Annotated in this window: 20 protein-coding genes; 11 read left to right on the forward strand and 9 right to left on the reverse strand. The window is 68.0% G+C overall.

Going from position 1 to position 24126, the window contains the following annotated elements; all coding sequences use genetic code 11:
• Positions 1-8: 8 nt before the first annotated feature.
• Positions 9-1127 carry a saccharopine dehydrogenase family protein gene (locus tag ATSB10_RS12740; RefSeq protein ID WP_063673159.1) on the reverse strand — a complete coding sequence of 373 codons (1119 nt, stop codon included), beginning with the start codon at positions 1125-1127 and terminating at the stop codon, positions 9-11.
• Positions 1128-1226: 99 nt separating this feature from the next.
• Between ATSB10_RS12740 and ATSB10_RS12745 the strand changes: the two genes are divergently transcribed.
• Positions 1227-1751, forward strand: a complete 525-nt coding sequence (locus ATSB10_RS12745; protein ID WP_063673160.1) for a DUF3016 domain-containing protein — start codon at positions 1227-1229, stop codon at positions 1749-1751.
• A 74-nt stretch (positions 1752-1825) separates the two neighbouring features.
• Here the strand turns inward: ATSB10_RS12745 and ATSB10_RS12750 are convergent, their stop codons facing one another.
• Entirely contained in the window at positions 1826-3016 is a 1191-nt protein-coding gene (locus ATSB10_RS12750) for a DesA family fatty acid desaturase (RefSeq protein ID WP_063673161.1), read from the reverse strand.
• 158 nt (positions 3017-3174) lie between these two features.
• Here ATSB10_RS12750 and ATSB10_RS12755 point away from each other — a divergent pair, with 158 nt between their 5' ends.
• The 6 genes from ATSB10_RS12755 to mutM all read left to right on the forward strand — a co-directional run bounded on the left by ATSB10_RS12755 (position 3175) and on the right by mutM (position 8968).
• Positions 3175-3915, forward strand: a complete 741-nt coding sequence (locus ATSB10_RS12755) for an ABC transporter ATP-binding protein (RefSeq protein WP_063673162.1) — start codon at positions 3175-3177, stop codon at positions 3913-3915.
• Positions 3912-4697, forward strand: a complete 786-nt coding sequence (locus tag ATSB10_RS12760; RefSeq protein WP_063673163.1) for an ABC transporter permease — start codon at positions 3912-3914, stop codon at positions 4695-4697. The genes ATSB10_RS12755 and ATSB10_RS12760 overlap by 4 nt, the downstream gene beginning before the upstream one ends.
• Entirely contained in the window at positions 4697-6046 is a 1350-nt protein-coding gene (locus ATSB10_RS12765; RefSeq protein WP_063673164.1) for a GldG family protein, read from the forward strand. Before ATSB10_RS12760 ends, ATSB10_RS12765 begins: the two co-directional genes overlap by 1 nt.
• A 3-nt stretch (positions 6047-6049) precedes the next feature.
• Positions 6050-6544, forward strand: coding sequence for a hypothetical protein (locus ATSB10_RS12770; RefSeq protein ID WP_063673165.1), 495 nt, complete (start codon positions 6050-6052; stop codon positions 6542-6544).
• A gap of 70 nt (positions 6545-6614) precedes the next feature.
• Entirely contained in the window at positions 6615-8024 is a 1410-nt protein-coding gene (gene gndA, locus ATSB10_RS12775; protein ID WP_063673166.1) for an NADP-dependent phosphogluconate dehydrogenase, read from the forward strand.
• 116 nt (positions 8025-8140) lie between these two features.
• The gene (gene mutM / locus ATSB10_RS12780) at positions 8141-8968 is read left to right on the forward strand and encodes a bifunctional DNA-formamidopyrimidine glycosylase/DNA-(apurinic or apyrimidinic site) lyase (protein ID WP_063673167.1); all 828 of its coding nucleotides are present in this window, start codon (positions 8141-8143) and stop codon (positions 8966-8968) included.
• Between the two features lie 112 nt (positions 8969-9080).
• Here the strand turns inward: mutM and ATSB10_RS12785 are convergent, their stop codons facing one another.
• From ATSB10_RS12785 to ATSB10_RS12800, 4 genes are all read right to left on the reverse strand, one after another.
• Entirely contained in the window at positions 9081-9848 is a 768-nt protein-coding gene (locus ATSB10_RS12785; protein WP_063673168.1) for a hypothetical protein, read from the reverse strand.
• A 61-nt stretch (positions 9849-9909) separates the two neighbouring features.
• A complete protein-coding gene (locus tag ATSB10_RS12790; RefSeq protein WP_063673169.1) occupies positions 9910-10536 on the reverse strand; it encodes a thymidine kinase in 627 nt (208 codons plus the stop codon).
• Positions 10537-10591: 55 nt separating this feature from the next.
• Positions 10592-11794 carry a hypothetical protein gene (locus ATSB10_RS12795; RefSeq protein WP_063673170.1) on the reverse strand — a complete coding sequence of 401 codons (1203 nt, stop codon included), beginning with the start codon at positions 11792-11794 and terminating at the stop codon, positions 10592-10594.
• Positions 11795-11937: 143 nt separating this feature from the next.
• Positions 11938-13137: a trans-sulfuration enzyme family protein gene (locus ATSB10_RS12800; protein ID WP_063673171.1), complete on the reverse strand. Its 1200-nt coding sequence runs from the start codon at positions 13135-13137 to the stop codon at positions 11938-11940.
• A gap of 97 nt (positions 13138-13234) precedes the next feature.
• Between ATSB10_RS12800 and ATSB10_RS12805 the strand changes: the two genes are divergently transcribed.
• Both ATSB10_RS12805 and ATSB10_RS12810 read left to right on the forward strand, forming a co-directional pair.
• Positions 13235-13711, forward strand: a complete 477-nt coding sequence (locus ATSB10_RS12805; protein WP_063673172.1) for an Lrp/AsnC family transcriptional regulator — start codon at positions 13235-13237, stop codon at positions 13709-13711.
• Between the two features lie 65 nt (positions 13712-13776).
• Positions 13777-15756 carry a UvrD-helicase domain-containing protein gene (locus tag ATSB10_RS12810; RefSeq protein WP_063673173.1) on the forward strand — a complete coding sequence of 660 codons (1980 nt, stop codon included), beginning with the start codon at positions 13777-13779 and terminating at the stop codon, positions 15754-15756.
• A gap of 108 nt (positions 15757-15864) precedes the next feature.
• Here the strand turns inward: ATSB10_RS12810 and ATSB10_RS12815 are convergent, their stop codons facing one another.
• On the reverse strand, positions 15865-17844 hold the full coding sequence (locus ATSB10_RS12815) for an alpha/beta hydrolase family protein (RefSeq protein ID WP_236886421.1): 1980 nt from the start codon (positions 17842-17844) through the stop codon (positions 15865-15867).
• Between ATSB10_RS12815 and ATSB10_RS19575 the strand changes: the two genes are divergently transcribed.
• On the forward strand, positions 17824-18024 hold the full coding sequence (locus ATSB10_RS19575; protein ID WP_169816686.1) for a hypothetical protein: 201 nt from the start codon (positions 17824-17826) through the stop codon (positions 18022-18024). The genes ATSB10_RS12815 and ATSB10_RS19575 overlap by 21 nt on opposite strands.
• 78 nt (positions 18025-18102) lie before the next feature.
• On the opposite strand, the gene ATSB10_RS12820 is transcribed toward ATSB10_RS19575, so the two are convergent.
• Both ATSB10_RS12820 and ATSB10_RS12825 read right to left on the reverse strand, forming a co-directional pair.
• On the reverse strand, positions 18103-21039 hold the full coding sequence (locus ATSB10_RS12820; protein WP_063673175.1) for a TonB-dependent receptor domain-containing protein: 2937 nt from the start codon (positions 21037-21039) through the stop codon (positions 18103-18105).
• Positions 21040-21895: 856 nt separating this feature from the next.
• Positions 21896-22930: an AI-2E family transporter gene (locus ATSB10_RS12825; protein WP_236886422.1), complete on the reverse strand. Its 1035-nt coding sequence runs from the start codon at positions 22928-22930 to the stop codon at positions 21896-21898.
• 133 nt (positions 22931-23063) lie between these two features.
• Between ATSB10_RS12825 and ATSB10_RS12830 the strand changes: the two genes are divergently transcribed.
• The gene (locus tag ATSB10_RS12830) at positions 23064-23972 is read left to right on the forward strand and encodes a 5'-nucleotidase, lipoprotein e(P4) family (RefSeq protein WP_063673177.1); all 909 of its coding nucleotides are present in this window, start codon (positions 23064-23066) and stop codon (positions 23970-23972) included.
• The last annotated feature ends 154 nt before the right edge of the window (positions 23973-24126 follow it).

A 24126-nucleotide genomic window follows, 5' to 3' on the forward strand; every position in this document is an offset into this window, starting at 1 on the left:
TCCACAACTCAGGCAAGCACTTCGACTCCGCTGGTGACGGCGGACGATGCCAGCGCCGCCATCAGCTCCCCCAGTCCCAGCAGGCCGACGCAGGGCATCGCCCCGGTCGCGTGCAGGGATCGGTCGGCCAGTCGCTGCGCCAGCACCAGCGCCGGTGTCACTGGCACCTCCGGCCCTTCGCCCGCCGCGGCCTCCAGCCACCACCGCACGCGGAGCGGGCCCCCGGACGCACCCTCGCCAGTGAGCTCCACCACCATGCCGCCGACGTCGCTGCCCCCGCGCATGAACCATTCGCTCCAGCGGCGCAGGCGTACCGCATGGCGCGGCAGATCGCGAATCAGACCCAACCGCACCAGCGCCGCCGCCAGCCAGGTACCGCCGTGCAGCAGGGGCAGCTCCAGCCCCGCACGGAACAGCACGGTGCGCACCCCGGGATAGCGGTGGGGAAAGAGTTCGAGGTCAGGCACTTCGCAGATCCCGACGAAGCGGCGGGAGCGGGCCAGTCGCACGCGCCGCGTATCCATCCAGCCGTGCATCACCTGCCAGCGCGCGTCGCGCCAGACGCGGATCGGCCGCCCGCAATAGCCGAGAATCGAGGCTACCGTGGCGTCGCCGCGAGGAGTCCGGTTGCCGGGGCTGATCGCACTCTCGATTCCGTCCAGCCTGGCGAAGCGCGGCATCAACGCATCGACCACCGCGCTGCTGAGGGCCGGCACGCTGGATGCCCCGCTGGTGACTAGCAGGCCCGCTGCACGTGCCGCAGGATCCAGCCGCACGATGCCGGCGACGAAATCCCGCCCATCGGCCAGGTCGACATAGTGACTGCCACAGCCCAGGCATGCCTCTGCCACGCGGTAGTCCTGGGCCTGGAACGGGCCTGCCGCGTGGATCACCAGTTGGGGTTGCAGGGCGGCCAGCCGGGCGGCGAAGTCGTCGGCGAACACATCGAGCGACGCCACCGTCACCGATCGACCCGCGGCGGCAGCGATCTCGTCGGCCAGCACCTGCAGCGCGCACGGCGAGCGTCCGGCAAGGATCGGCTCGAAGCGCCCGTCGGACGCCAGTCGCCGCGCCAACCGCGTCCCGAAGACCCCGGTCGCCCCCAGCAGCAACACCCTGAACGCCATACCCTTCCCCTCTCCCTGGCCGACGCGCCGAACCGCTCGCGCCGGGCTATTGTCGAACCTTCAGCCGCTCCCACCCTATCCCCGACCAGGAGAACTGCCATGAAAGTGCGGACTGCCCTGTTCACCCTGCTCGCCACCAGTGGCCTGGCGACGCCACCGCTCGTCCTCGCCGGCGCGGCGGCGCCGCAGAGCGTGACGGTCACCTACGACCACCCCGAGCATTTCACCGAGACCCGCGAGGAGAAGGCGCTCGCGCCGACCCGCGCCAGCAACGACTACCTGGCGACGCTCAAGGCCTACATCGAGAAGCGCGGCGCGAAGATGCTGCAACCCGGCCAACAGCTCGACGTGGTGGTGACCGACATCGACCGCGCCGGTTCGTTCGAGCCGTGGCACGGAGGAGCAATGCGCGAGGTGCGGATCATCAAGGACATCTACCCGCCGCGCATCAACCTCCATTTCAAGCTGCTCGATGCCGACGGCAAGGTGATCCGCGAAGGCGACCGCAAGCTGCGCGATCCGGGCTTCCTGACCAGCAATACCGCACCGACCAGCACCGACAGCCTGCGCTACGAGAAACAGCTGATCGACCGGTGGCTTCGCAAGGGCCCGGACCAGCTCTGAACCGCTCCACCGCCCAACAAAAAAGCCCGCCGGGAAGGCGGGCTTTTTCTTTACCGGGAACCCGGGATACGACGTCAGCTGGCGATCGCGTAACCCTTGAGCTTGGCCGCGAACTCCTGCAGGGCGCGGATACCGCTCTGCTCGGCTTCGTGGATCCACTGCTGCAGGCCCTTCAGCGCCTGGTCGGTGCCACGCTGCTCCATCAAGGCAGCGAGGCGACTGCGGAAGTCGACCACGGTGCGCAGGGTCGGGCGCTTGGCCAGCACCGCCTGCAGCCGGTCATGGCCTTCGCCGTCCAGCCAGCGGCCCCCGTCGGCCAGCGCGCGGCGCAGACGACGCGGCACGGCCTTGATGCTCTCGCCGGCATGGGCCGCTTCCTCGCGCAGGGTCGGCACGATCACGCCGCGGTAGTAGTCGGTCATCGCCTGGAAGCGATGGGTGAGCACGGCCTTCAGCGTCTCCGCATCGGGCAGGCTGACGTTCGGACGCACGTCCAGCGTGGGCGCCACGCGCAGCACCTTGGCCAGGCCGACCGCGCGAAGGGCACAGATCACCGCCCAGCCGATGTCGAACTCCCACTTGCGCAGGGCGAACTTGGCCGAGCTGGGGAAGGCGTGGTGGTTGTTGTGCAGCTCTTCGCCACCGATCCAGAAGCCCCACGGGATCAGGTTGGTCGCGGTGTCGGCGCTCTCGAAGTTGCGGTAGCCCCACCAGTGGCCGATGCCGTTGACGAAGCCGGCGGCCCAGAACGGGATCCAGATCATCTGCACCGCCCAGAAGGCCACGCCGATCACGCCGAACAGGGCGAAGCTGATGATCAGCATCAGCGCCGGACCCCAGTACGGATGGCCGGTGTAGAGCTTGCGCTCGATCCAGTCGTCCGGGGTGCCGCGGCCATACTTCTCGAGGTCTTCCTTCACTTCGCTGGCGTCGCGGTACAGCGCCACACCGTCCCAGAACACCTTCTTGATGCCGTAGATCTGCGGGCTGTGCGGGTCCTCGGCGGTCTCCACCTTGGCGTGGTGCTTGCGATGCACCGCGACCCACTCCCGGGTCACCATGCCGGTAGTCAGCCAGCCCCAGAAGCGGAAGAAGTTCTGCACCACCGGATGCAGGTCGACGCCACGGTGGGTCTGGCAGCGGTGGTAGTAGATGGTCACCGTGAAGATGGTGAGCTGGGTCACCACCAGCATGTAGACCAGCATGCCGACCCAGCTCATGTGGGTCAGCCCGTTGGACAGGAAGTTGAGTACGGCGTCGAGCATCGGAGTACGTCTCTATGTCGTTGAAAAAGCAGTCTAGTGCACGGGTCTCCGTACCCACCAGCATGGGCGGTGCGCGCAATGTCGCAGCGTGACGTGTGCACGCCTGGCGCAAACCCTTGCCGGTTGTCTGAAAGTGGGGGCGCCGTGACAATCATGCAATGACCACGCCGCCCCCGCTGCTTCAGATCGACCGGCTGACCCGCCAACGCGCCGGCCGAATGGCCCTGCAGGATCTGTGCCTGACTGTCGACCGGGGCGAGGTACTCGGCCTGCTCGGCGTGAACGGCGCCGGCAAATCCACCACCCTGGGCATGATCGCCGGCGCCATGCGGCCGGACAGCGGCAGCATCCGGCTGGACGGCGAGGATTTCCTGGAGCGCCCGGAGCTGGGCCGTCTTCGCATCGGCTGGCTGCCCGAACGCGCCCCGCTGTGGCAGGAACTGACCGTGCGCGAACACCTGTACGCCCACGGGCGCCTGCGCGGCCTGCACGGTGCGGCGCTGACGAGCGCCTGCAACGGCATGCTGGAACGCCTGGAGCTGGCGCCGATGGCGTGCCGCCTGGCCGGCGTGCTGTCGCAGGGCCAGCGGCAGCGCCTGGGCCTGGCCTGCGCGATGCTGCACCGGCCGGACCTGCTGATCCTCGACGAGCCGGCCAACGCGCTCGACCCGGTGCAGGTGGCGGCCCTGCGCCAGCTGATCCGCGAGGAAGCCTCGCGTGGCGCGGCGGTGATCCTGTCCACCCACCTGCTGGCCGAGGTCACGACGGTCTGCGGACGGGTGGCGATCCTGCACGAGGGCCGGCTGCGCCACACCGGCCTGGTGCAGGCCGCCGATTTGCCGACGCTGGAGCGCCAGTTCTTCGACATCGCCATGAACGGCCGGAGCCACGCCGCATGAGCGCGCTGGCCGTGGCGCGCCTGGAACTCCGTCGCCTGTTCGTCCGCCCGCTGGGCTGGGTGCTCGGCGCCCTCACGCTGGGCGAACTGGCCTGGCGCTTCGTCCTGCTGCTGGGCAACTTCCTCGCCGCCCAGGTGCGGCTGGCCGCGCTGCCGGCCGGGCCGGGCTACACCGATCTGGTGGCGGTGCCCCTGCTGAGCAGCCTGTTCACCGGCTCGCTGGTGCCGTTCGGGCTGACGGAACTGGCGCTTCTGGTGGTGCCGCTGCTGACCATGTCCAGCCTCGCCGGCGAACGCGGCAACGGCACCCTGCCGCTGCTGCTGGCCACCGGCCAGTCGCCCGCCGGCATCGTGCTGGGCAAGTACCTGGCCACGCTGACGTGGCTTGTGCTGTGGCTGACGCTGGTGCTGGCGATGCCGCTGTCGCTGGCCCACGGCACCACGCTGGACTGGGGCAAGCTGGCCGCCGCGACGATCGGGCTGGTGCTGGTACTGGCGTTGCTCGCGGCGATCGGACTGGCCTGCTCGGCTTTCGCCTCGCATCCGGCGATCGCCGCCACCGCCGCGCTGGTGGTCGCGCTGGCGCTGTGCTGCGTGAACCTGGGCGCCCAGGCCGCCGGCGTGGACAGCGGGGTGATCCACTGGCTGGCACTGGGCACGCACCTGGAGCCGCTGCTGCGCGGACTGGTCGATAGCGGCGACGTGCTGTGGTTCGTCCTGCTCACCGCGCTGGCCCTGGCACTGGCCATCCGCCGCCTCGACGCCGACCGGGAGCGCGGCTGATGACGACGCTGCACCGCACCCTGCGCCGCCTCGACAGCTGGCTGTTCGCCGCGTTGGCGATCCTCGCCTTCGCAGCGGCTGGCTACCTCGCCACCCGCTACCACCACGTGGCGGACTGGACCCACGACGCCCGCGCCAGCCTGTCGAAGGAGAGCCGCGCGGTACTGGCCCGGCTGGACGGTCCGGTGGAGATCACCAGCTACGCCAATCCGCAGGGTCCACTGCGGCAGGGCATCGCCAGCTTCATCGCACGCTACCAGCAGACCAAGCCGGACATCTCGCTGCGCTTCGTCGATCCGCAGCTCGACCCCGGCGCCATGCGCGAGAAAGGCATCACCGTCGACGGCGAGCTGGTGATCCGCTACCACGGCCGCGAGCAGCATCTGGACGACCTGTCCTCGGAAGCGCCGTTGACCAACGCGCTGGAACGCCTGGCCCGCGGCGGCGATCGCATCGTCGCCTTCGTCACCGGCGACGGCGAGCGCCGCGCCGACGGCCAGGCCAACGCCGACCTCGGCACCTTCATGCACCAGCTCGAAGGCCGCGGCATGCGCGCGGTGCCGCTGAACTTCGCCCAGGTCACCGCGGTACCGGAGCACACCGATCTGGTGGTGCTGGCCAGCCCCAGTGCACCGCTGCCGCCCGGTGGCGTGCAGGCGCTGGTGAACTACGTCGCCGACGGCGGCAACCTGTTGTGGCTGACCGACCCGCAGGGACCCCAGCCGCTGGGCAACGATCTCGGCCTGCAGCCGCTGGCCGATGCGCTGGGCGTCACGGTGCTGCCAGGCACGTTGTCCGATCCGTCCGGCAGCGCGCTCGGCCTGCACGATCCGCACATGATCGCGCTGGGGGACTATCCCGCGCAGGCGATCACCCGCGGCTTCACCCTGACCACGCTGTTCCCCGAGGTCGCCGCGCTGGCGGCGCACCCGGGCAGGGACTGGTCGGCGGTGCCGTTCCTGCGCTCGAACCCGCAGACGCGGATCGACACCGGCCAGCCGGACCTGGACAGCCAGCCCGGCCGGGCGCTGGATTTCGGCTTCGCGCTCAGCCGCCTCTCGCCCAGCCCGGCCAAGCGCGAGCAGCGTGCCGCGGTGGTCGGCGACGGCGACTTCCTCTCCAACACCTATCTCGGCAACGGCGGCAACCGCGCACTGGGCGAGCGGCTGTTCGATTGGCTGCTCGGCGACGACGCGCTGGTGAACCTGCCGCCGCGCGGCGCGCCGGACCGTTTCCTGCAGCTGTCGCAGGGCGGACTGAACGCAGTGACCTTCGGTTTTCTCGCCGGACTGCCGCTGGCGCTGTTGCTGGTCGGCGGACTGGTGGTCTGGCGCCGGCGGCGGTACTGAGCGATGCGTCGCGCCGTTCGCCAGCGACTTGCACTGGTTCTTGTCGTCGCCGCGCTTGCCGTCACCGCGCTGTGGCAGTGGCGGCACGACGCGGCCGCGTCGCCGGCCACCCTGCTGCCGCTCGACCCGGACGCAATCACCCGCGTCACGCTGGCGCTGCCTGGCCATCCCACCGAGCGCTACGTGCGGCACGACGGCCACTGGTGGCGCGACGGCGAACCGCCGGTCGCGGCCGACGAGGGACGGCTGGAGCAGCTCACCGGCATCGCTGCCGCCCAGGCCCTTGCCTGGCGCCCGCTGTCCGACTTCGATCCGGCGAGGATCGGCCTGACCCATCCGGTCGCCACGCTCACCCTGGACGACCGCACGCTGCGCTTCGGCGACACCAGCGCCACCGGCCCGCTGCGCTACGTGCAGGTCGGCGACCGGGTGGCGCTGGTGCCGATCCTCGCCACGCCGCGCCCGCCGAAGCGCGACGCAATCCAGCTCCAGCCCTGAGCCGCGCGGCTTGCCTGCGCGCCGGGACGCCCCATCTTCCCCCGCACTGACCTTTTCCGGAGCAAGCCCCATGAGCAAGCAGGCCATCGGCGTCGTCGGCATGGCCGTGATGGGCCGCAACCTGGCGCTGAACATCGCCAGCCGCGGCCACGCGGTATCGATCTACAACCGCAGCCGCGAGAAGACCGACGAGGTCGTCGCCGAATACCCGGACGCCGGCCTGGTGCCGACGTTCTCGCTGCAGGAATTCGTCGACTCGCTGGAAAGCCCGCGCCGCATCCTGCTCATGGTCAAGGCCGGCAAGCCGACCGACGACACCATCGCCGCGCTCAAGCCGCTGCTGGCCAAGGGCGACATCCTGATCGACGGCGGCAACACGCTGTTCACCGACACCGTGCGCCGTGCCGCGGAGTTGTCCGAGGCCGGCCTGCACTTCATCGGCACCGGCGTGTCCGGCGGCGAGGAAGGCGCGCTGAAGGGCCCGTCGATCATGCCGGGCGGTCCGCGCGACGCCTACGACCTGGTCGCGCCGATCCTCAAGGAAATCGCCGCCCGCGCCCCGGACGGCACGCCCTGCGTGGCGTACATGGGGCCCGGCGGCGCCGGCCACTACGTGAAGATGGTGCACAACGGCATCGAATACGGCGACATGCAGCTGATCGCCGAGAGCTATGCCCTGCTCAAGGGCGTCCTCGATCTGTCCAACGAGGAACTGGCCAAGGTCTACGGCGACTGGAACGCCGGCGAGCTGGACAGCTACCTGATCCAGATCACCGCGCAGATCTTCGGCAAGAAGGACGAGGAGACCGGCCAGGCGCTGGTCGACGTGATCCTCGACCGCGCCGCGCAGAAGGGCACCGGCAAGTGGACCAGCCAGAGCGCGCTGGATCTCGGCGTGCCGCTGCCGCTGATCACCGAGTCGGTGTTCGCCCGCGTGCTGTCCTCGCTGAAGAGCGAGCGCGTGGCGGCCAGCAAGCAGCTCGCCGGCCCGGCCGCCAAGCCGTTCGACGGCGACCGCGCCGCCTTCGTCGAGTCGGTGCGCCGCGCGCTGTACCTGGCCAAGCTGATCTCCTACGCGCAGGGCTTCGCCCAGCTGCGCGCCGCCTCCACCGAGTACGACTGGAACCTCGACTACGGCACCATCGCCAGCATCTGGCGCGGCGGCTGCATCATCCGCGCCCGCTTCCTCGAGGACATCACCCGCGCCTTCGCCGCCGACGCCTCGCTGGCCAACCTGCTGCTGGCACCGACCTTCGCCAAGGTCGCCACCGACTACCAGGCGGCGCTGCGCGAGGTGGTCACCACGGCGGTGCAGGCCGGCGTGCCGGTACCGGGTCTGGCCTCGGCCATCGCCTACTTCGACGGCTACCGCAGCGAGCGCCTGCCGGCCAACCTGATCCAGGCGCAACGCGATCTGTTCGGGGCGCACACGTTCGAGCGCATCGACCGCGAAGGCAGCTTCCACGCGGACTGGAGCTGAGCTCCCGTAGGAGCGCAGCCTGTGCGCGAATGCTTCTGGCGTTGATGTAGATCGAGAGCAAAAGCGTTCGCGCACAAGGTGCGCTCCTACCCGTCACCATTGCCCCCTCCGCCTTTATGCCTGAACTCCCCGAAGTCGAAACCACCCGCCGCGGCATCGCCCCGCACCTGGTCGGCCGGCGCATCGGCGCGGTGACGCTGCGTCGGCCGGATCTGCGCTGGCCGATTCCGCGCGAGGTGGCCGAGCTGCTGCCCGGGCAGGTCATCGAGTCGGTGGAGCGACGGGCGAAGTACCTGCTGCTGCGCACGGAGATCGGCAGCGCCCTGCTGCATCTGGGCATGAGCGGTGTGCTGCGCGTGCTGCCGCCGGACGCGCCGGTCAACACGCACGACCATGTGGACATCGCCATCGATGCGGCGCCAAACAAGCCGGCGCGCGTGCTGCGCTTCACCGACCCGCGCCGCTTCGGCTGCCTGCTGTGGCAGTGGCCGGGCGAAACGCACAACCTGCTCGCCACGCTGGGACCGGAGCCACTGACCGACGACTTCGACGGTGACCTGCTGTGGCGTCTCTCACGCGGCCGCAGCGCCGCGGTAAAGCTGTTCATCATGGACAACGCGGTGGTGGTCGGCGTGGGCAACATCTACGCCAGCGAGGCGCTGTTCGCCGCCGGCATCGATCCGCGCAAGCCCGCCGGCAGCATCTCGCGCGCCCGCTACGCGCGGCTCGCCGGCGAGATCAAGCGCATCCTCGGCTGGGCGATCGAGCGCGGCGGCACCACGCTGCGCGACTTCCTCAACCCGGACGGCGCACCGGGCTATTTCTTCCGCGAACTGTTCGTCTATGGCCGCGCCGGCGAACCGTGCCGGTCCTGCGGCGCGACGATCCGCCAGGCCACGCTGGGGCAGCGCTCGACTTTCTGGTGCCCGCGCTGCCAGAAGTGACCTACCTCGGTAGGAGCCCGCTGGCGGGCGATGCGCCTGCTCCTGATCCACATCGAAGCCGAAAAGCATCGCCCGCCAGCGGGCTCCTACGTCCGGAAGCGAACAGGCAACGTCAGACCGGCCAGCGGAATTCCACGAAGCTGTTGTTGAAGTCCGGATGCTCCGGACCGCCGCCCAGGCGCGCGACCAGATCCTCGGGCAGGCCCGGGATCTCGACCTGCTGGCCATCCTGGAAACGACCGCCGAGTACTTCCAGCTCCACCAGGCGCTCGCACAGGCTGCCGGCGAGGTTGACCTGGGCATCCGGCACGTCGCGCAGGCTGAAATCGGGACGACCGAACTTGCGCATGCCGCGGGTGTGGATCCAGCTGCGGCCGGCTTCGGACTCGGCGTCGCGCAGGATCAGCAGGTGGCTGCGGATCGGTGCGCCGTCCGGCACCAGGTAGCGGCGGCGCCAGCCATCGGCATCGAACAGCGAGACGATCTGCGGATCGAGCACGGCCACGCCACCGATATCGAGCAGGCCCGCGATCACGCCCATCACGTCGCGCAGGTAGCCGGTATCCGGCTGGTCGGGCAGGCGACCGCGCACCACCAGCACCTGCGGTGCGTCCACGGCAGCACGGTAGGCTTCGGGCGCCTCCTCCTTGAACAGCTTGCCCATGCTTCCGCCGAGCGGATAACCCTCCCACGCGCGCAACTCGTGGTGATGGTGGTTGGTGGAGGTGATGCCCTCGGGCAGGCCTGGGCTGCCGTAGTCCTGCGAAGGCACGCGCACCGCCTCGAAGTTTCCGAACACGTAGAACTGCAGCAGGATCTCCTCGTCGTTCGGCTGCCAGTGCGGGCGGGCCCAGGCGGGCAGGGACATCGTCGGGCTCATCGGAAATCCTTTCGGTAAACGTGCAAGTGTGGGAACAGCGATGTAGCCATCGCGCGAAGGCCTACTCGCCCAGCGGAAGCACGCTCTGCTGCAGCTCGATGCTGCCGCTGCCTTCGGTGATCTTCTTGAACTCCGCGCGGCTGACCGAGACGTAGCGGTCGTTGCCGCCGATCTCCACCTGCGGACCTTCGGTCACCGCGCGGCCGCTTTCGTCCACGCGCACCACCATGGTCGCCTTGCGTCCGGTGTGGCAGATCGTCTTGATCTCTTCCAGGTTGTCGGCCCAGGCCAGCAGGTGCCGGCTGCCCTCGAACAGCTCGCCGCGGAAGTCGGTGCGCAGTCCATAGGCGAGCACCGGGATGTTGAGCCGGTCGACCACGTCGCTGATCTGCCAGACCTGCGCCTTGGTGAGGAACTGCGCCTCGTCGACGAACACGCAATGCAGCGCACCGCGCGCGCCGATGTCGCGCTCGACCATGGCAAGCAGGTTTTCCTCGCTGCTGAAACGCCGCGCGTTGGCCTTCAGGCCGATCCGCGAAGCCACCACTCCCTCGCCGAAGCGGTCGTCCAGCGCCGGCGTGAGGATCAGCGTGCGCATGCCGCGCTCGTGGTAGTTGTACGCGCTCTGCAGCAGCGTGGTGGTCTTGCCGGCATTCATTGCCGAGTAATAGAAATAGAGCTTGGCCATGGGCGCGGAATCGGGCGAAACGATCCGGCATGGTAGCCGACCGCGCCTCGTGCGATCAGCCCGCCGGAAGCCCGAACAGCACCACCACCCCGGCCAGCACCGCGCCCAGCCCATACACCGCCCGCAGCCAGGGCCTGCCGCCGGCCAGTGCCACCGCCAGCACGCACTGCAGCGCGTAGTACACGGCGAAGGCGCGGCTGGCGATCGCGATGATGCCGAACAGGTTGGCCATCCAGGTCAGGGCGATCGCCACCACCACGATCGCCACGTAGGCCCGGCGCGGCGGCAGCCGCTCGGACAACTCGGCCAGCAGGCCGCCGGCCCCGCCCATGTCGGCGACCGCCGCCGACAGCTGCGAGGCGACCGCTGCCAGCACCAGCAGTGGCCCGAGCAGCGGGCCGACCCGGCCGAGGATGTCGATGATCTCGGTCTCCTCCACCGCCGCGCCCGCGTGGCCCGCCGGTACGTGTGGCAGCAGCAGGGCGATGAAGGCGACATAGATCGCAGTCGACAGCCCCTGCGCCCAGCGCATGCTGCGTACGCGCAAGGCAGCCGGGTAGTCGCGGCCGAGGAAGCGCGAAGTCTCGAAGCCCTGCACCAGGATCACGCAGCCCAGCAGCACGCGCAGCTCGTGCCAGCCCGGATGCCGCGCCGGCAGCGCCACCGCCCGCACCGACGGGACCGCCATCCACACAGCGGCCAGCGCCGCCAGCACACCGGCGATCACCGCGAGCTTGAAGCTCACCGCGTAGACCTCCAACCGCTCGACCCCGCGGAAACCGCGGAACCAGCCCAGCGCACCGACGCCGGCAAGGATCGCCGTGGTCACCATCCTCGCCAGGTCGGGCGACACCACGCCGAAGCCCTTCAGCAGGAAGGCGCCCAGCAGGTTGAGGTAGTAGGCCACCGAGATGAAATAGGCCAGGGACAGGCCGAGCTCGGAGAAGCGATCGAGCTTCCGCAGCGAGCCGGCCCGGCCGCTGTCGGACAGGGGTTCGGCATGGACGATGTTGAAGCGCACCGCGCTGCCGAACAGCCAGGCCAGCGCGCACAGGCTGGCCATCGCCAGCGCCGCCCCACGCCCGGCCACGTCGGCCAGGATTGGCCCCACCACCAGGAAGCCCGATCCGATGATCGAGGCCAGCGGCGTCACCGTGGCGCGCCAGCCGTCGCGACGACGCGTGCCCGGCGCCAGCAGCAGGGCCAGTGCCGGCGCAAGTACGAGCAACGCAATGACGTCGAGGAGCTGGGGAGTCATGCCGGGCCCGCGGGCAAAACACAAAAGCATAGCGGGCCGGTCGGTGATGGCCCACATCGCCCGCCCCGCGGCCGGCCCCTCTCCGGCCAACAGCTGTCGTGGACGACCACGACAGCCACGCATGGATCAGCGCGCAGGCAAATTCAGGCCGCCTCGGCCTGCCGCGCGGCAACCAGCGCCCGGGCGAGATCCGCCCACAGGTCGTCGACGTGCTCGATGCCCACCGACAGCCGCATCAGCCCCGGGGTGATGCCGCAGTGCTGCTGGGTCTGCGCATCGACCACGCGATGGGTCAGTCCGGCCGGATGCTGGATCAGCGTATCCACCGAACCCAGGCTCACCGCCGGCGTGGCCAATCGCACCGCCCCCATTACCGCGGCGGCCGCCGTATGGCCGCCGTGCAGCTCGAACGCGAGCAGGCTGCCCGGCCCGCGCATCTGGGTGCCGACCAGGTGGGCGTTGGCCACCGTACCGAGCCCGGGGTAGCTGACCCTGGCCACCGCCGGGTGCGCGGCCAGCCGCTCGGCGATGCGGCGGGCGTTCTCCTGCGCCTGGCGCACGCGCAGCCCCAGCGTCGGCAGGCCGCGATGCAGCAGGTAGGCACCCAGCGGATGCAGCAGGCCGCCGGTAGCGGCGCGCACCTGGCGCAGCACCTGCGCCCACTCCGCGTCGCAGGCCACCACGCCGGCGATCACGTCGCCGTGCCCGCCGAGGAACTTGGTCGCGCTGTGCAGCACCAGCCGGGCGCCCAGTTCCGCCGGCTGCTGCAGCACCGGGGTGGCGAAGGTGGAGTCCACCAGCACCGGCACTGAACCGGCGGCGCGGACCACGGCGGCGATGTCGATCAGGTCGAGGGTGGGATTGGCCGGGGTCTCGATCACCACCATCGCGGTGTCGGCGTCGATCGCCCCGGCGAGGATCTCCGCCGTCACCCAGCGCACCGGAATGCCGAGCAGGCCGGAATCGAGCAGGTGGTGGCTGGTGCCGTACAGCGGACGCATCGCCAGCACGTGCTTGCCGCGCTGGCCGGCGGCGAGCAGGCAGGCCGACATCGCCGCCATGCCGGAGCCGAACGCCACCGCGTCGCTAGTGCCCTCGAGCCGGGCCATCGCGGCCTCGAAGCGGGCCACGGTCGGATTGAACAGTCGGGCGTAGATCGGGTTGGCGGCGCTGGCCGCCCCGCCGACCAGGGCGTCGAAGCTGGCCGTGCCCTGCTCCAGGTCACGCACCGGGTAGGTGGTGGACAGGTCCAGCGGCGGCGCGTGCACGCCCAGCTCGGCGAAGTCCTCGCGTCCGGCGTGGACGGCCAGGGTGTCCGGATGGGTGGCGTGGTCGTGGCGCATGGTCCTGCCCTCTGATTCGCGAAATGGTCTCGAGGGTAGAACCGAGACGGCACGAGGCGGAACACTTCCGAACATTCTTCGGAAATGGGCGCAAACCATGCATCTGGACCGAACCGACTTCGCCATCCTGCGCGAGTTGCGGAAGAACGCGCGGCTGCCCAACAAGACCCTGGCCGAGCGCCTCGGGGTGGCGCCGTCCACCGCGCTGGAGCGGGTGCGCCGGCTGCGCGCCGCCGGTGCGATCCAGGGCTTCCATGCCGAGATCGACCCGCGCGCGGCGGGCATCGGGCTGCAGGCGATGATCAGCGTGCGGCTAGCCCGCCACGCGCGCGGCGACGTGGATGCCTTCCACGCCTACCTGCTGACCTTGCGCGAGGTGCTGAGCTTCTACCACGTGGCCGGCGCCAACGATTACCTGGTGCACGTGGCGGTGCGCGACAGCGACCACCTGCGCGATTTCGCGCTGGACGCCTTCACCACCCGGCCGGAGGTGTCGCACATCGAAACCAGCCTGATCTTCAGCTTCCGTCGCAACCCGGACCTGCCGGTCTACCGCGACGCGGACGAGCCCTGAGCCGGCACAGGGCTCTGCTACCATCGCCCGGCCCGCGCTGCGGCGCGTCCGCTGTTCCGAATCCGATGCTCAACCCCCAACAACTGGCCGCCGTCGAGTACTGCGACGGCCCGCTGCTCGTGCTGGCCGGTGCCGGCTCCGGCAAGACCTCGGTGATCACCCAGAAGATCGCCCACCTGATCCAGCGCCGGAAGCTGGCCGCCTCGAAGATCGCGGCGATTACCTTCACCAACAAGGCCGCGCGCGAGATGCGCGAGCGTGTCGGCAAGCTGGTCAGCGGCGAGGACGCCGCCGCGCTCACCGTGTGCACCTTCCACGCGCTGGGCCTGAAGTTCCTGCAGATCGAGCACGAGCGCGCCGGCCTGCGCCGCGGCTTCTCGGTGCTGGACGCCGACGACAGCGAGGGCATCGTCAAGGAGCTGGCGCCGAGGGGCGCCAAGCCGGACGTGCTGTGGGGCATCCGCAACCTGCTCGGCCGCGCCAAGAACGCCGGTCTGTCGCCGGAGGAAGCGCTGGCCGCCGCGCGCAGCCCGAAGGAGCTGGAGGCGGCGACCATCTACGACCTCTACCAGCAGCGCCTGGCGGCGTTCAACGCGGTGGATTTCGACGACCTGATCCGGCTGCCGCTGCGCATCCTGGAAACGGACGCCGAGTGCCGCGACGCCTGGCGCGAGCGCCTGCGCTACCTGCTGGTGGACGAGTACCAGGACACCAACGACGCGCAGTACCGCCTGCTCCAGGCACTCACCGGCGAGCGCGGCCACATCACCTGCGTGGGCGATGACGACCAGTCGATCTACGCCTGGCGCGGCGCCAACCCGGAGAACATCGACCAGCTCGGCCGCGACTGGCCGAACCTGAAGGTGATCAAGCTCGAGCAGAACTACCGTTGCGGCAAGCGCATCCTCCGCGCCGCCAACAAGCTGATCGCCAACAACCCGCACCTGCACGAGAAGAAGCTCTGGAGCGAGCACCCGGAGGGCGCGCCGATCCGCGTGCTGGAGTGCAAGGACGCCGAGCACGAGGCGGAGAAGATCGCCGCGATCGCGGTCACCCTGGCCGAGAAGCACAAGGCGCGCTGGGAGGACATGGCGATCCTCTACCGCGGCAACTTCCAGGCCCGTCCACTGGAAAAGGCGCTGCGTCTGGCGCGCGTGCCCTACCACCTCACCGGCGCGCTGTCCTTCCTCGACCGCGCCGAGGTGAAGGACCTGCTGTGCTACCTGCGCCTGCTGGCCAACCCCAGCGATGACGCCGCCTTCCTGCGCGTGGTGAACGTGCCGAAGCGCGAGATCGGCTCCACCACGTTGGAGAAGCTGGGTCAGATCGCACAGTCGAAACACTGCTCGCTGCTGGAAGCCACCCGCAGCGACAGCGTGCTGCGCCAGCTCAGCCCGCGCCCGGCCGCGGCGCTGGCCTCGTTCTCCGAACTGCTCGACGAACTGCGCAGCGCCTCGCTGCACGAGAGCGCGGCCGACCTGGTCGAGCGCGTGCTCAAGCGCACCGGCTACGCCACCCACATCATGGCGGGCACCCCCGACGCCACCGTGCGCGACCGCAAGCTCGGCAACCTGAAGGAACTCACCGACTGGTTCCGTGCCATGCAGAAGGGGAACAACAGCGCCGGCGACCTCGCCTCGCAGCTGGCCCTGCTCAGCCACGCCGACCGCGACGACCCGGGCAACGCCGTGCGCATGATGACCATGCACGCGGCCAAGGGGCTGGAGTTCCGCTTCGTCTTCATCGTCGGCTGCGAGGAAGGCACGCTGCCGCACGAGGGCGCCATCGACGAGGGTCGCATCGATGAGGAGCGGCGCTTGATGTACGTCGGCATCACCCGCGCCAAGCAGGTGCTCACGCTGTCGTGGTCGGCGAAGACCAAACGCTACGGCGAGGTCCACGCCAACCAGCCCAGCCGCTTCCTGCATGAGCTGCCCCAGGACGACCTGCACTGGCAGGGCAAGGATCCGGAAGCCGACAAGGAAGCGGTGCGGGAGACCGCCGAATCGCACATGGCGAAGATCGCCGCGATGCTCGCCGGCTGAGGCCGGCATTGGCCGCGGAGGCGGGATCGACCTCACCGCGCCACCGGCACCCCACACGATGCGCGCGATGGGACAGCCGATTCGGCTGCCCCATCGCGCGCGGGCTCATCAGTGGCTGCCCAGCCCGCAATCGTCCTTGAGGAAGTTCTGGATCAGCGTGAGCGTTTCGCGCTGCTGACGCGGATACCAGGGCATGCTGTGGGGCATGTCGGCGATCCAGTGGAACTTGGCCGGAACCTTGTCCTTGACCGCTTCGTAGAACCGATGCGCGTGGATCGCCGGCGGCGTGCGCACATCACGATCACCGTCGAACAACAGGATCGGGAGATGCGCCTTGTCGGCATTGGCCATCGGATCCATGCCCTTGACAGTGGTGCCCTGCAGGATGCGCTGCAGGCGATTGTCGCTCCACGAGGTATTGAGCCGGCCCAGATCGGCAACCGGCGCTCCCGCGATCGCGCACTTGAACGGCGACGGGGAACGCACGGTGGCCGCCACGGCTGCGAATCCGCCGTAGGAGTATCCGAAGATGGCGATGTCGCCCTTCGTGGTGATGCCCTGCGAAACCAGCCAGGCAGCGCCGTCGTCCAGGTCATCGGACATCTTCAGGCCCCACTGGGCGTCGCCGGCGAGCCATAGCTTGCGACCGAGCCCCTGCGACCCCCGGTACTGGGGCCGCAAGACCGCATATCCGCGCGATGTGAGCAGGGGCACCCAGCCGCTCTCGTCCCAGCCGGTGTAATCGCGGGCCCAAGGGCCACCATGGGGCAGCACGATCGCCGGTGCGGGCGCGTCACCCTTCTTCCAACCCGCTGGAAGGTCGAGGATGGCCGGGATGTCCAAGCCGTCGCGCGCCTTGTAGCTGACCCAGCTCTCCTTGCCCGTCATGCCGGGCTTGATCCAAGGGCGGGTGCTGCCGAGTGTCACCAGCTTGCTCTTGTTCAGAAGCAGGTGATACGCCACGGGCGTGCCCGCGTTCTCCGTGGTGAACAGAACCTTGGAGAAATCGTTCGTGTAAGAGGAGATGGCAACGTTCTGGTCGGGAAAAGCCTGGGCAATGCCTGCGGCGATCCCCTTGAGCACCGGATCGACGTAGACCGTCTGCGGTCGCGGACCACCGACCACGAAGCCGACGACCTGGTTGAAGTTCTCCGGCCGCCTGCTGAAGATCAGGTCGGTGATGGAGTAATCCTTGTCGGCCACGGCGGGCTCGACGTCGAACTTGTGCGTGACCGCGTCGTAGAGCCGTGCCTGGATCTTGTCGGAGAACTGGTTGGTCAGTACGTAGTACTTGCCCGTGGCGTCGTCCACCCCAGCCACGCTGACCTCGTAGCGATTCGAGAGCTTGGTGGTCAGCGGATCCTGCACCTCGAACATGCCGGTCCTCGGGTTGAGGATCAGGAACCGCTGCTCATAATCGTCGCCGACCGGCTCGATCTCCGATTTCACCAGCACCTTGCCCGTGCGCGAATCGAACAGGGCGGGCGTGGTACGAGTGCTGCCGGTGAAGAGCAACTCGGTATCGCCGGTCTTGAGGTTGTAGAGGTAATAGTTGGTCATGAAGCTTACGCCGCTCAGGCGACGAATGATGACCTTGTCCGGGTCCAGCGGCAGCATGTCGACCAACGCGGCCGTACCGGCCAGCTCGAGGCATATCTCGGTGTTGCTGCTTACGCCCATCCGGCGCGTCTTCTGCGCAAACGCTTCCTCGAATTTCTTCTGGCCGGCGTCCGTCAGATAGGTCTTGGTGATGAAGGTCTTGGTCGCGCCGACCATCTTGCCCTCGCCGCAACCACCCAGCTGGCCCGTCCACTCCTGGCGGGCAATGGCGAGAATCCGGTCCGCCTTGAGGGCGTAGGCGGCGATGAACTTCATGTGCTCGCCCGAGGGCGTCACCACCTTGGGGCTGGCGGACAGCGCATCGAGGTCCCAGGTCGCCAGCGCCGTCTCGTCCTTATTGCTGGGCGATGGGATCAGGCCGACCAGATGTTTGCCGTCCGGACTCATGCTCATCGACTGCAGCGCCGGTTCACGGGCGAGATCCTCGATGGCGATGGGTTGTGCTGCGTGGGCGATGCCGATGCCCATGAGCAAGATCGAAAGGCCGCCGAACAAGGGCCGTGTGAAAAGCTGTCGCATATCTTTCTACTCCATGCAGTAGAAGCCGAGATGACGGCCTACTCCATCAACGTCCCGGGCTCGCCCTCCCCCTACCGCAAGCGAAAACGGCACGATGATCTTGACATCCCGGCGATCCGTATCGTGTGAATCCGCTGGCATGCACGCGATGACAAGAAAGGGAGGCGACCAACGTCGCCTCCCTCCAGGTCATCCGACTACGTTTCCTCAGAACCGATAATTGACGCGGCCGAAGAACGTGCGGCCGAACCAGTCGTACTGGGAAGCGTAGATCGGCGTATTGCCAACCCGGTCGCTCACTCCAGAGGAGATCAGATCAGGCTTCGTGTCGAACAGGTTGCGGATGCCGAACGTGGCGGTCCACTTGTCGCGGTCGTAGGTCACCGACAGGTCATGCAGGAACTGCGCATCGGCCTTGATGTCGCGAGTGGCGTTCGCGTAGCCCTGATACGTGAAGGTGGGGGAGATGTCCTTGTTGCGCGTGGCGCTGACGTACTGACCCTGCCACGACACCGTCCAGTCACCCCGCTTGTAGCTGGCGTTCAGCAGCGCGGTCCACTGCGGGCTGCCGATGTAGCCAATGCGGTCCGAATTCGCGACGCCGCTCGCCTCCGCCGTGCTGAAATACTGCGTCACGTCGGACAGCGTCTTCACTACCTGGGCGCCCGCGCGGATGGTTCCGAAGGAGAAGTCCTGGGCGAAGTCGGCCTGGAAGTCGTAGCCGCGCTGGCGCTGGCTGTTGATGTTGATGAAGGTGGCGTAGACGTTGGTGATCTTGAACGCTTCGCCACCGGTGCCCGGATTACGCTGGAACAGGCTGCAGAGATTGTTCGGATACACCGGGGACGAGTAGCAGCCCGTCACGATGTTGGACGCACTGAGCGTGCCGATCTCGCCCTTGATCTGGTAGTCGAAGTAGTCGACCGCCAGGCTGAGATTGGCGAATGTCGGCGTCCACACCAGGCCGGCGGACTTGGCGCGGGAGGTTTCCGGCTTCAGGAAGCCCTTGCCGCCGCCGGTAAACACCTGCGCCGACGAGTTGCCCGAAGCCGAGTAGTCCGCCGGGATACCGGCCGCTGCACAGTGGGTGCGGACGAAGTCGTTGGTGCTGTCCTGCCAGCGGATGCATGGATCGATCGACAGCTGACTCACGAATCCCGACTGGTTGCCCAGGTACAGCTCGTACAGCTGCGGCGCGCGATAGGACGTGCCCAGCGTGCCGCGGGCGCGGAAGGTCGGAGTGATCTGCCAGCTGAGACCGGCCTTCCACACCTTGTCCCACGAGCCCACGCTGTCGTACTTGAACACGCGTCCCGACACGTCGGCGGTCAGCGACTCGATGCCCGGGATGCCACTCAGCAGCGGCACACCCAGCTCGGCGAAAGCCTCCTCGACCTTGTCGGTGCCCTTGGTACGCTGTGCCGACGAGTAGCCCCACTCGTAGCCCGCGGCATTGTTGGCGTCGGGCGTGTCATCGATGGAGTAGCGACGGAACTCAACACCAGTAGCGGCCGAAACCTCGCCCGCCGGCAGGCTGAACAGATCGCCCTTCGCCGTGGCATTGAACGTCGTCTGCTTGTAAATGGTCTTGCCCTGCGTGGGCAGGCCGACCGCGGCAATGAGGGCACCCATGTTCTTGCCGCTCAGAATGTCCGGATTGAAATAATCAACCGGCGTGCTGAATCCGGGCTGCTCGTTGGCATTCAGGGTCAGGTCACCGCTCTTGCGCGCATCGATGCCGAGGTGGCTGTAAGTGCCACCGCTGCGCGAAAAGGTCCCGTTGACGTTCCAGTCCCAGCTGCTGTCACCGAAACCACCCTCAAGTCCGCTCCTGAAATAGAAGTAATCCACAACCTCCTTGTCATTGGACGGAAAAGGCATCACCGGTTGGAATAGACCGATACCCTGGTCGGGCACGCCGAAGAGCGAACTGGCATCGTCGGGCGAACCGACCGGGACGTCATGCTCGACGACCGGGAAGAACTGCCGCCAGCCCCGGGTGGTGGTGACGCGGCGATTGACCAGCAACTGGTTGTCCCAGGTCAGGTCGCCGAAGATGAAGTGGGTGCTCGCGTAACCGCTGCTGTTGCGGTTCTTGTTGATCGCCCAGGCCTGGTCCTGGAACGGCGAATTGAGCACTTCCTCGTAGAACGCCTGACCGCCATTGGCGTAGGTGCCGCGCTGCGCCGGCTTCATGCCAGGCAGAGGGCCGACCGTACTGCCATCGCCGGAGGGTACGTACCGGGTTCCCGAGTAGTACGAAATGACTTCGTTCTGCAGCATGTTGTTGCAGCCGGCGTACGGCGTGCCCTGCAGGATCGAACGATCCTGGCGGTCGATAATCTGCCCGTCGGTACCCCGGATACGATCCTGGCTGCACTTCAGGAAGTCGCGGTCCTTGAGTGCCAGCGGCAGCTGTTCCTGCACCTGCGCCGCAAGGACCACGTTGCCCTTGTCGAAGTTGAAGCCCGTGGCGATCGACGTGGTGACCTGATCGCCGCCACCGTGCTGCGGCGAACCCCAGAAAGCTTCGAGCTCCGTGCGATCGATCCGCTTCTTGGTAACCAGGTTCACCACGCCGGAAATAGCGTCGGAACCGTAGAGCGAGGACGAGCCGTCCTTCACGATTTCCGCGCCGCCCAGAATGACCTCGGGCACCACGTTCAGGTCGAAACCGGAACCGGTCTGACCCTGCGTGCCGGCAGGACCGGGGCGCTGACCATCGAGCAGAACCAGCGTGCGGTTCGCACCCAGGCCACGCAGGTCGATCGTCTGGATGCCGGTACCACCGCCCACCACGAAACCGCTGAACTGGTTGTTGATCTGGGTCGAGCCCAACGCGACGGCAGTGGACTGCAACAGGTTCACCGTACCGAACGAGCCGGCGGCGCGATCGGCCTCGATGTTGACCTTCTGGATCGGAACGATGTCCTGGTACTCAGGCCGGCTCAGCAAACTACCGGTGACCGTGACGGTCTGCAGTTGCTGCGGCTGATCCGCGGGCTTCGCCTTGGTGCTGCTGGACTGCTGCTGGTCAGCAGAGGCCGGCTGGTCCTGCGCAAACGCCGGTGCGAACTGGAGCGCAGCGACGATCGCGACGGCTAACGGCAAACGCGGAAGTCCGCGACGCACGAACTTGCTCATGGTTTCTCTCCCCTATCCCTCTGTTTGATGTTGTCAATCCATTAAATTGACGTTCAGGAGGGTATCCGCAAGTTTGTGCGCAACGCAACCGGCTTTTTCTTTCTGCGAAGTACTGCACAAAGCGTTGATTCGAAGCTCAAAACTTGCTCGAAAGTCGCGCTGCGAGCCAAGGCTCGCTCAAGCGGGGCACACGAAGCACCGATGAGGTAGCGCCGTGGCGTATTGACGCAACCGATCAGGCTGCGAGCGACCACACTTCAAACCCCGCCGCTCACGTCTCCCGGGTGGGGGACGATGAAGAAGTCGGTCATTGCACCGGTATTGCTCATCTGAAAGATCTTTGCGTTGGGCGCAGCGGATCGACGTAGCGACGGCGACGGGAGGCGCTCTCCACCGACACCTCCTGCTTGATGGAGAGTCCTGAGATGGCGCTACGGAGCACGGATGCGGCAGTTTGAACCCAGGCATCGGAGGTGACCCGGTGGGCGGGGACCCAGGACCACGTCCGGACCATCATCGTGGTTCAGACCGGTGTCGCGTGACGCCGGGGCGAACAAGCCAGGATCAGGTAGGCCAATAGCCAGCCGTGCTCTCTATGCATCACAGCCGTCTGCGCATCGCAGAGCAAACGCACCGTGCTTGGCCACCCAGGATCAGCAACCGACTCCCGCCGCAGCGACATGGGGCAGCGCTGGAACGCGGCACATGCGATCGGGTAGGACGGTTGATAGCCATTGACCGCCGCTGGACAAACGGAACGGTGCAGCTCGTCGATCGACACCGTGCCGGGAGTCGGACAGGCCGACGGACTTGCGTCATCGATTCCCCGCCAGCCCGAGCGAAGTCCGGCCGATCGTCAGATCAGGTCGCGCACTTCCAGCTCGCGCTTGAGGTAGGCGTAGTAGATCGGCGCAGCGACCAGTCCGGACAGGCCGAAGGCCGCCTCCATCACCAGCATCGCGATCAGCAGCTCCCACGCGCGCGAACGGATCTGCGTGCCGACGATGCGTGCGTTGAGGAAATACTCCAGCTTGTGGATCAGCACCAGGAAGGCCAGCGCCGCCACGCCCACGCCCAGCGACACCGACAGCCCGGCGATGGTCACCGCGGTGTTGGAGAACAGGTTGCCGATCACCGGCAGCAGGCCGACCACGAAAGTAATCACCACCAGGGTCTTGGCGAACGGCACGTGGATGCCGAACAGCGGCAGGGCGCCGAGCAGGAAGATGGCAGTGAACACGGTGTTGATCAGCGAGATCTTGATCTGCGCGAACACGATGTTGTGGAACGCCTCGGCCAGCTTCTGGCAGCGCGCCGACAGGGCCAGCGCCAGCGGCCCCTGCAGGTGCGCCGGGCGGGTCCGGCCCAGCGCCACGATGGCGCCGAGCACCAGGCCGAGGATGATGTGCAGGATCACCCGCGCGGTCTCCTTGCCGGCCAGCTGCAGGCTGCCGGCATGCTTGCGGGTCAGCTCCACCGCCATCACGCGCAGCTCGTCCACGCTGTCCGGCAGCCAGGTGGTCAGCGCCGGCGGCAGCTGCTGCCGCGCCTTCTCCACCAGCGGCATCAGCTGGTCCTGCCAGAGCTGGGTCGGGTTGCCGATCTCGCTGCGCAGCAGGCTGACGATGGCAAGCACCAGCAACAGCAGCAGGCCGACGATCACCACCCCGAGCAGGGCGACCACCACCATCCGCGCGCGGTCGCCGGAGATGCGCCGGCCCAGCAGCGGACTGGCCGAGTACACCAGCTCATACACCAGCAGGCCGGCCAGCAGCGCCGGCAGCAGATGCAGGCGCAGCACCAGGAACAGCGCCAGCGCGGCGAGCAGGTAGCTGGCCAGCTCGATCCGGCCGGGCGGTCGCGGCATCGGGGGGTTGGGGGACGGCGTCATCGGCATCCTTCCGCATCGGGGGAGTGCAGTCTGTCAGCGGCATCGCAGGACCGCCAGCGCCGGGGGCGCGGACATGCGGCTGTCGTAAACTCGCCCGATGCTTGTCGATCCGATGTCATTGCCAAGGTTGCCCATGCGCCCACGCGTTCCCGCCCTCATCGCCGCCCTCGCCCTCGTCGCCGGCTGCAGTACCGCCCCGTCCCGTCCCGCAACGGCCACCCCGCCGCCGGCACCGGTGACCACGCCGGCCCCGGCGCCCTCCGGGCCGGGTGCGGACGACAATCTCAACGCCGTGGTGTGGTCGCAGACCGCGATCGAGCACGACCTGATCTTCCAGCAGACCTACCGCGACGCGCAGATGCAGCTGCTCAAGGCGCTGAAGGATCCGTCCTGGGACGCGCTGACCCGGGACGATCGCGTCGCACCGCTCAGCCGCAAACTGAAGCCGGCGGTGGTGCTGGACGTGGACGAGACCGCGCTGGACAACTCCCCCTACCAGGCGCGCCTGATCAAGAGCGGTGGCGAATACAACGAGGCCGACTGGGCCAACTGGTGCAAGGAGGAGGCCGCGCGCGCGCTGCCCGGTGCCGTCGCATTCACCCAGTTCGCCGCCAGACACGGCATCGCGGTGATCTTCATCTCCAACCGCGCCAAGGACCTGGACACGGTCACCCTGGCCAACCTGCGCAAGGTCGGCTTTCCGGTCTCGGGGCCTGACGCGTTTCTCGGTCTGGGTACCTTCGTCGAGGGCTGCGAGCAGATCGGCACCGAAAAGGGCTGCCGGCGCCAGCTGATCAGCCGCAAGTACCGCGTGCTGATGCAGGTGGGCGACCAGATCGGCGACTTCGCCGATGTCATCGCCAACAACGCCGCGGGCCGCCAGCAGGCGGTGGCGCCGTACCTGAAGTGGATCGGCACGCGCTGGTTCGTGCTGCCCAACGCCACCTACGGCAGCTGGGAGCCGGCCCTGTTCAACAACGACTGGACCCAGTCCCGCGAGGAGCGGCGGCGCCAGAAGGAAGCCGCACTGCGCGTGAAGTGATACACAAAATCAAATACTTGCATCACAAAACAAATCCATTGCCTTAACTTCGGCGAGCCGTTACCATGGCTTCGCCGACACCTGCTGCTGACCGCAGATAACACAGGCAAGGCCATTTCCCTTCCGGCTCTGCCGGGACTGACCCCGCGAGGCT

It is taken from the genome of Dyella thiooxydans (assembly GCF_001641285.1).
GTDB lineage: Bacteria > Pseudomonadota > Gammaproteobacteria > Xanthomonadales > Rhodanobacteraceae > Dyella_A > Dyella_A thiooxydans.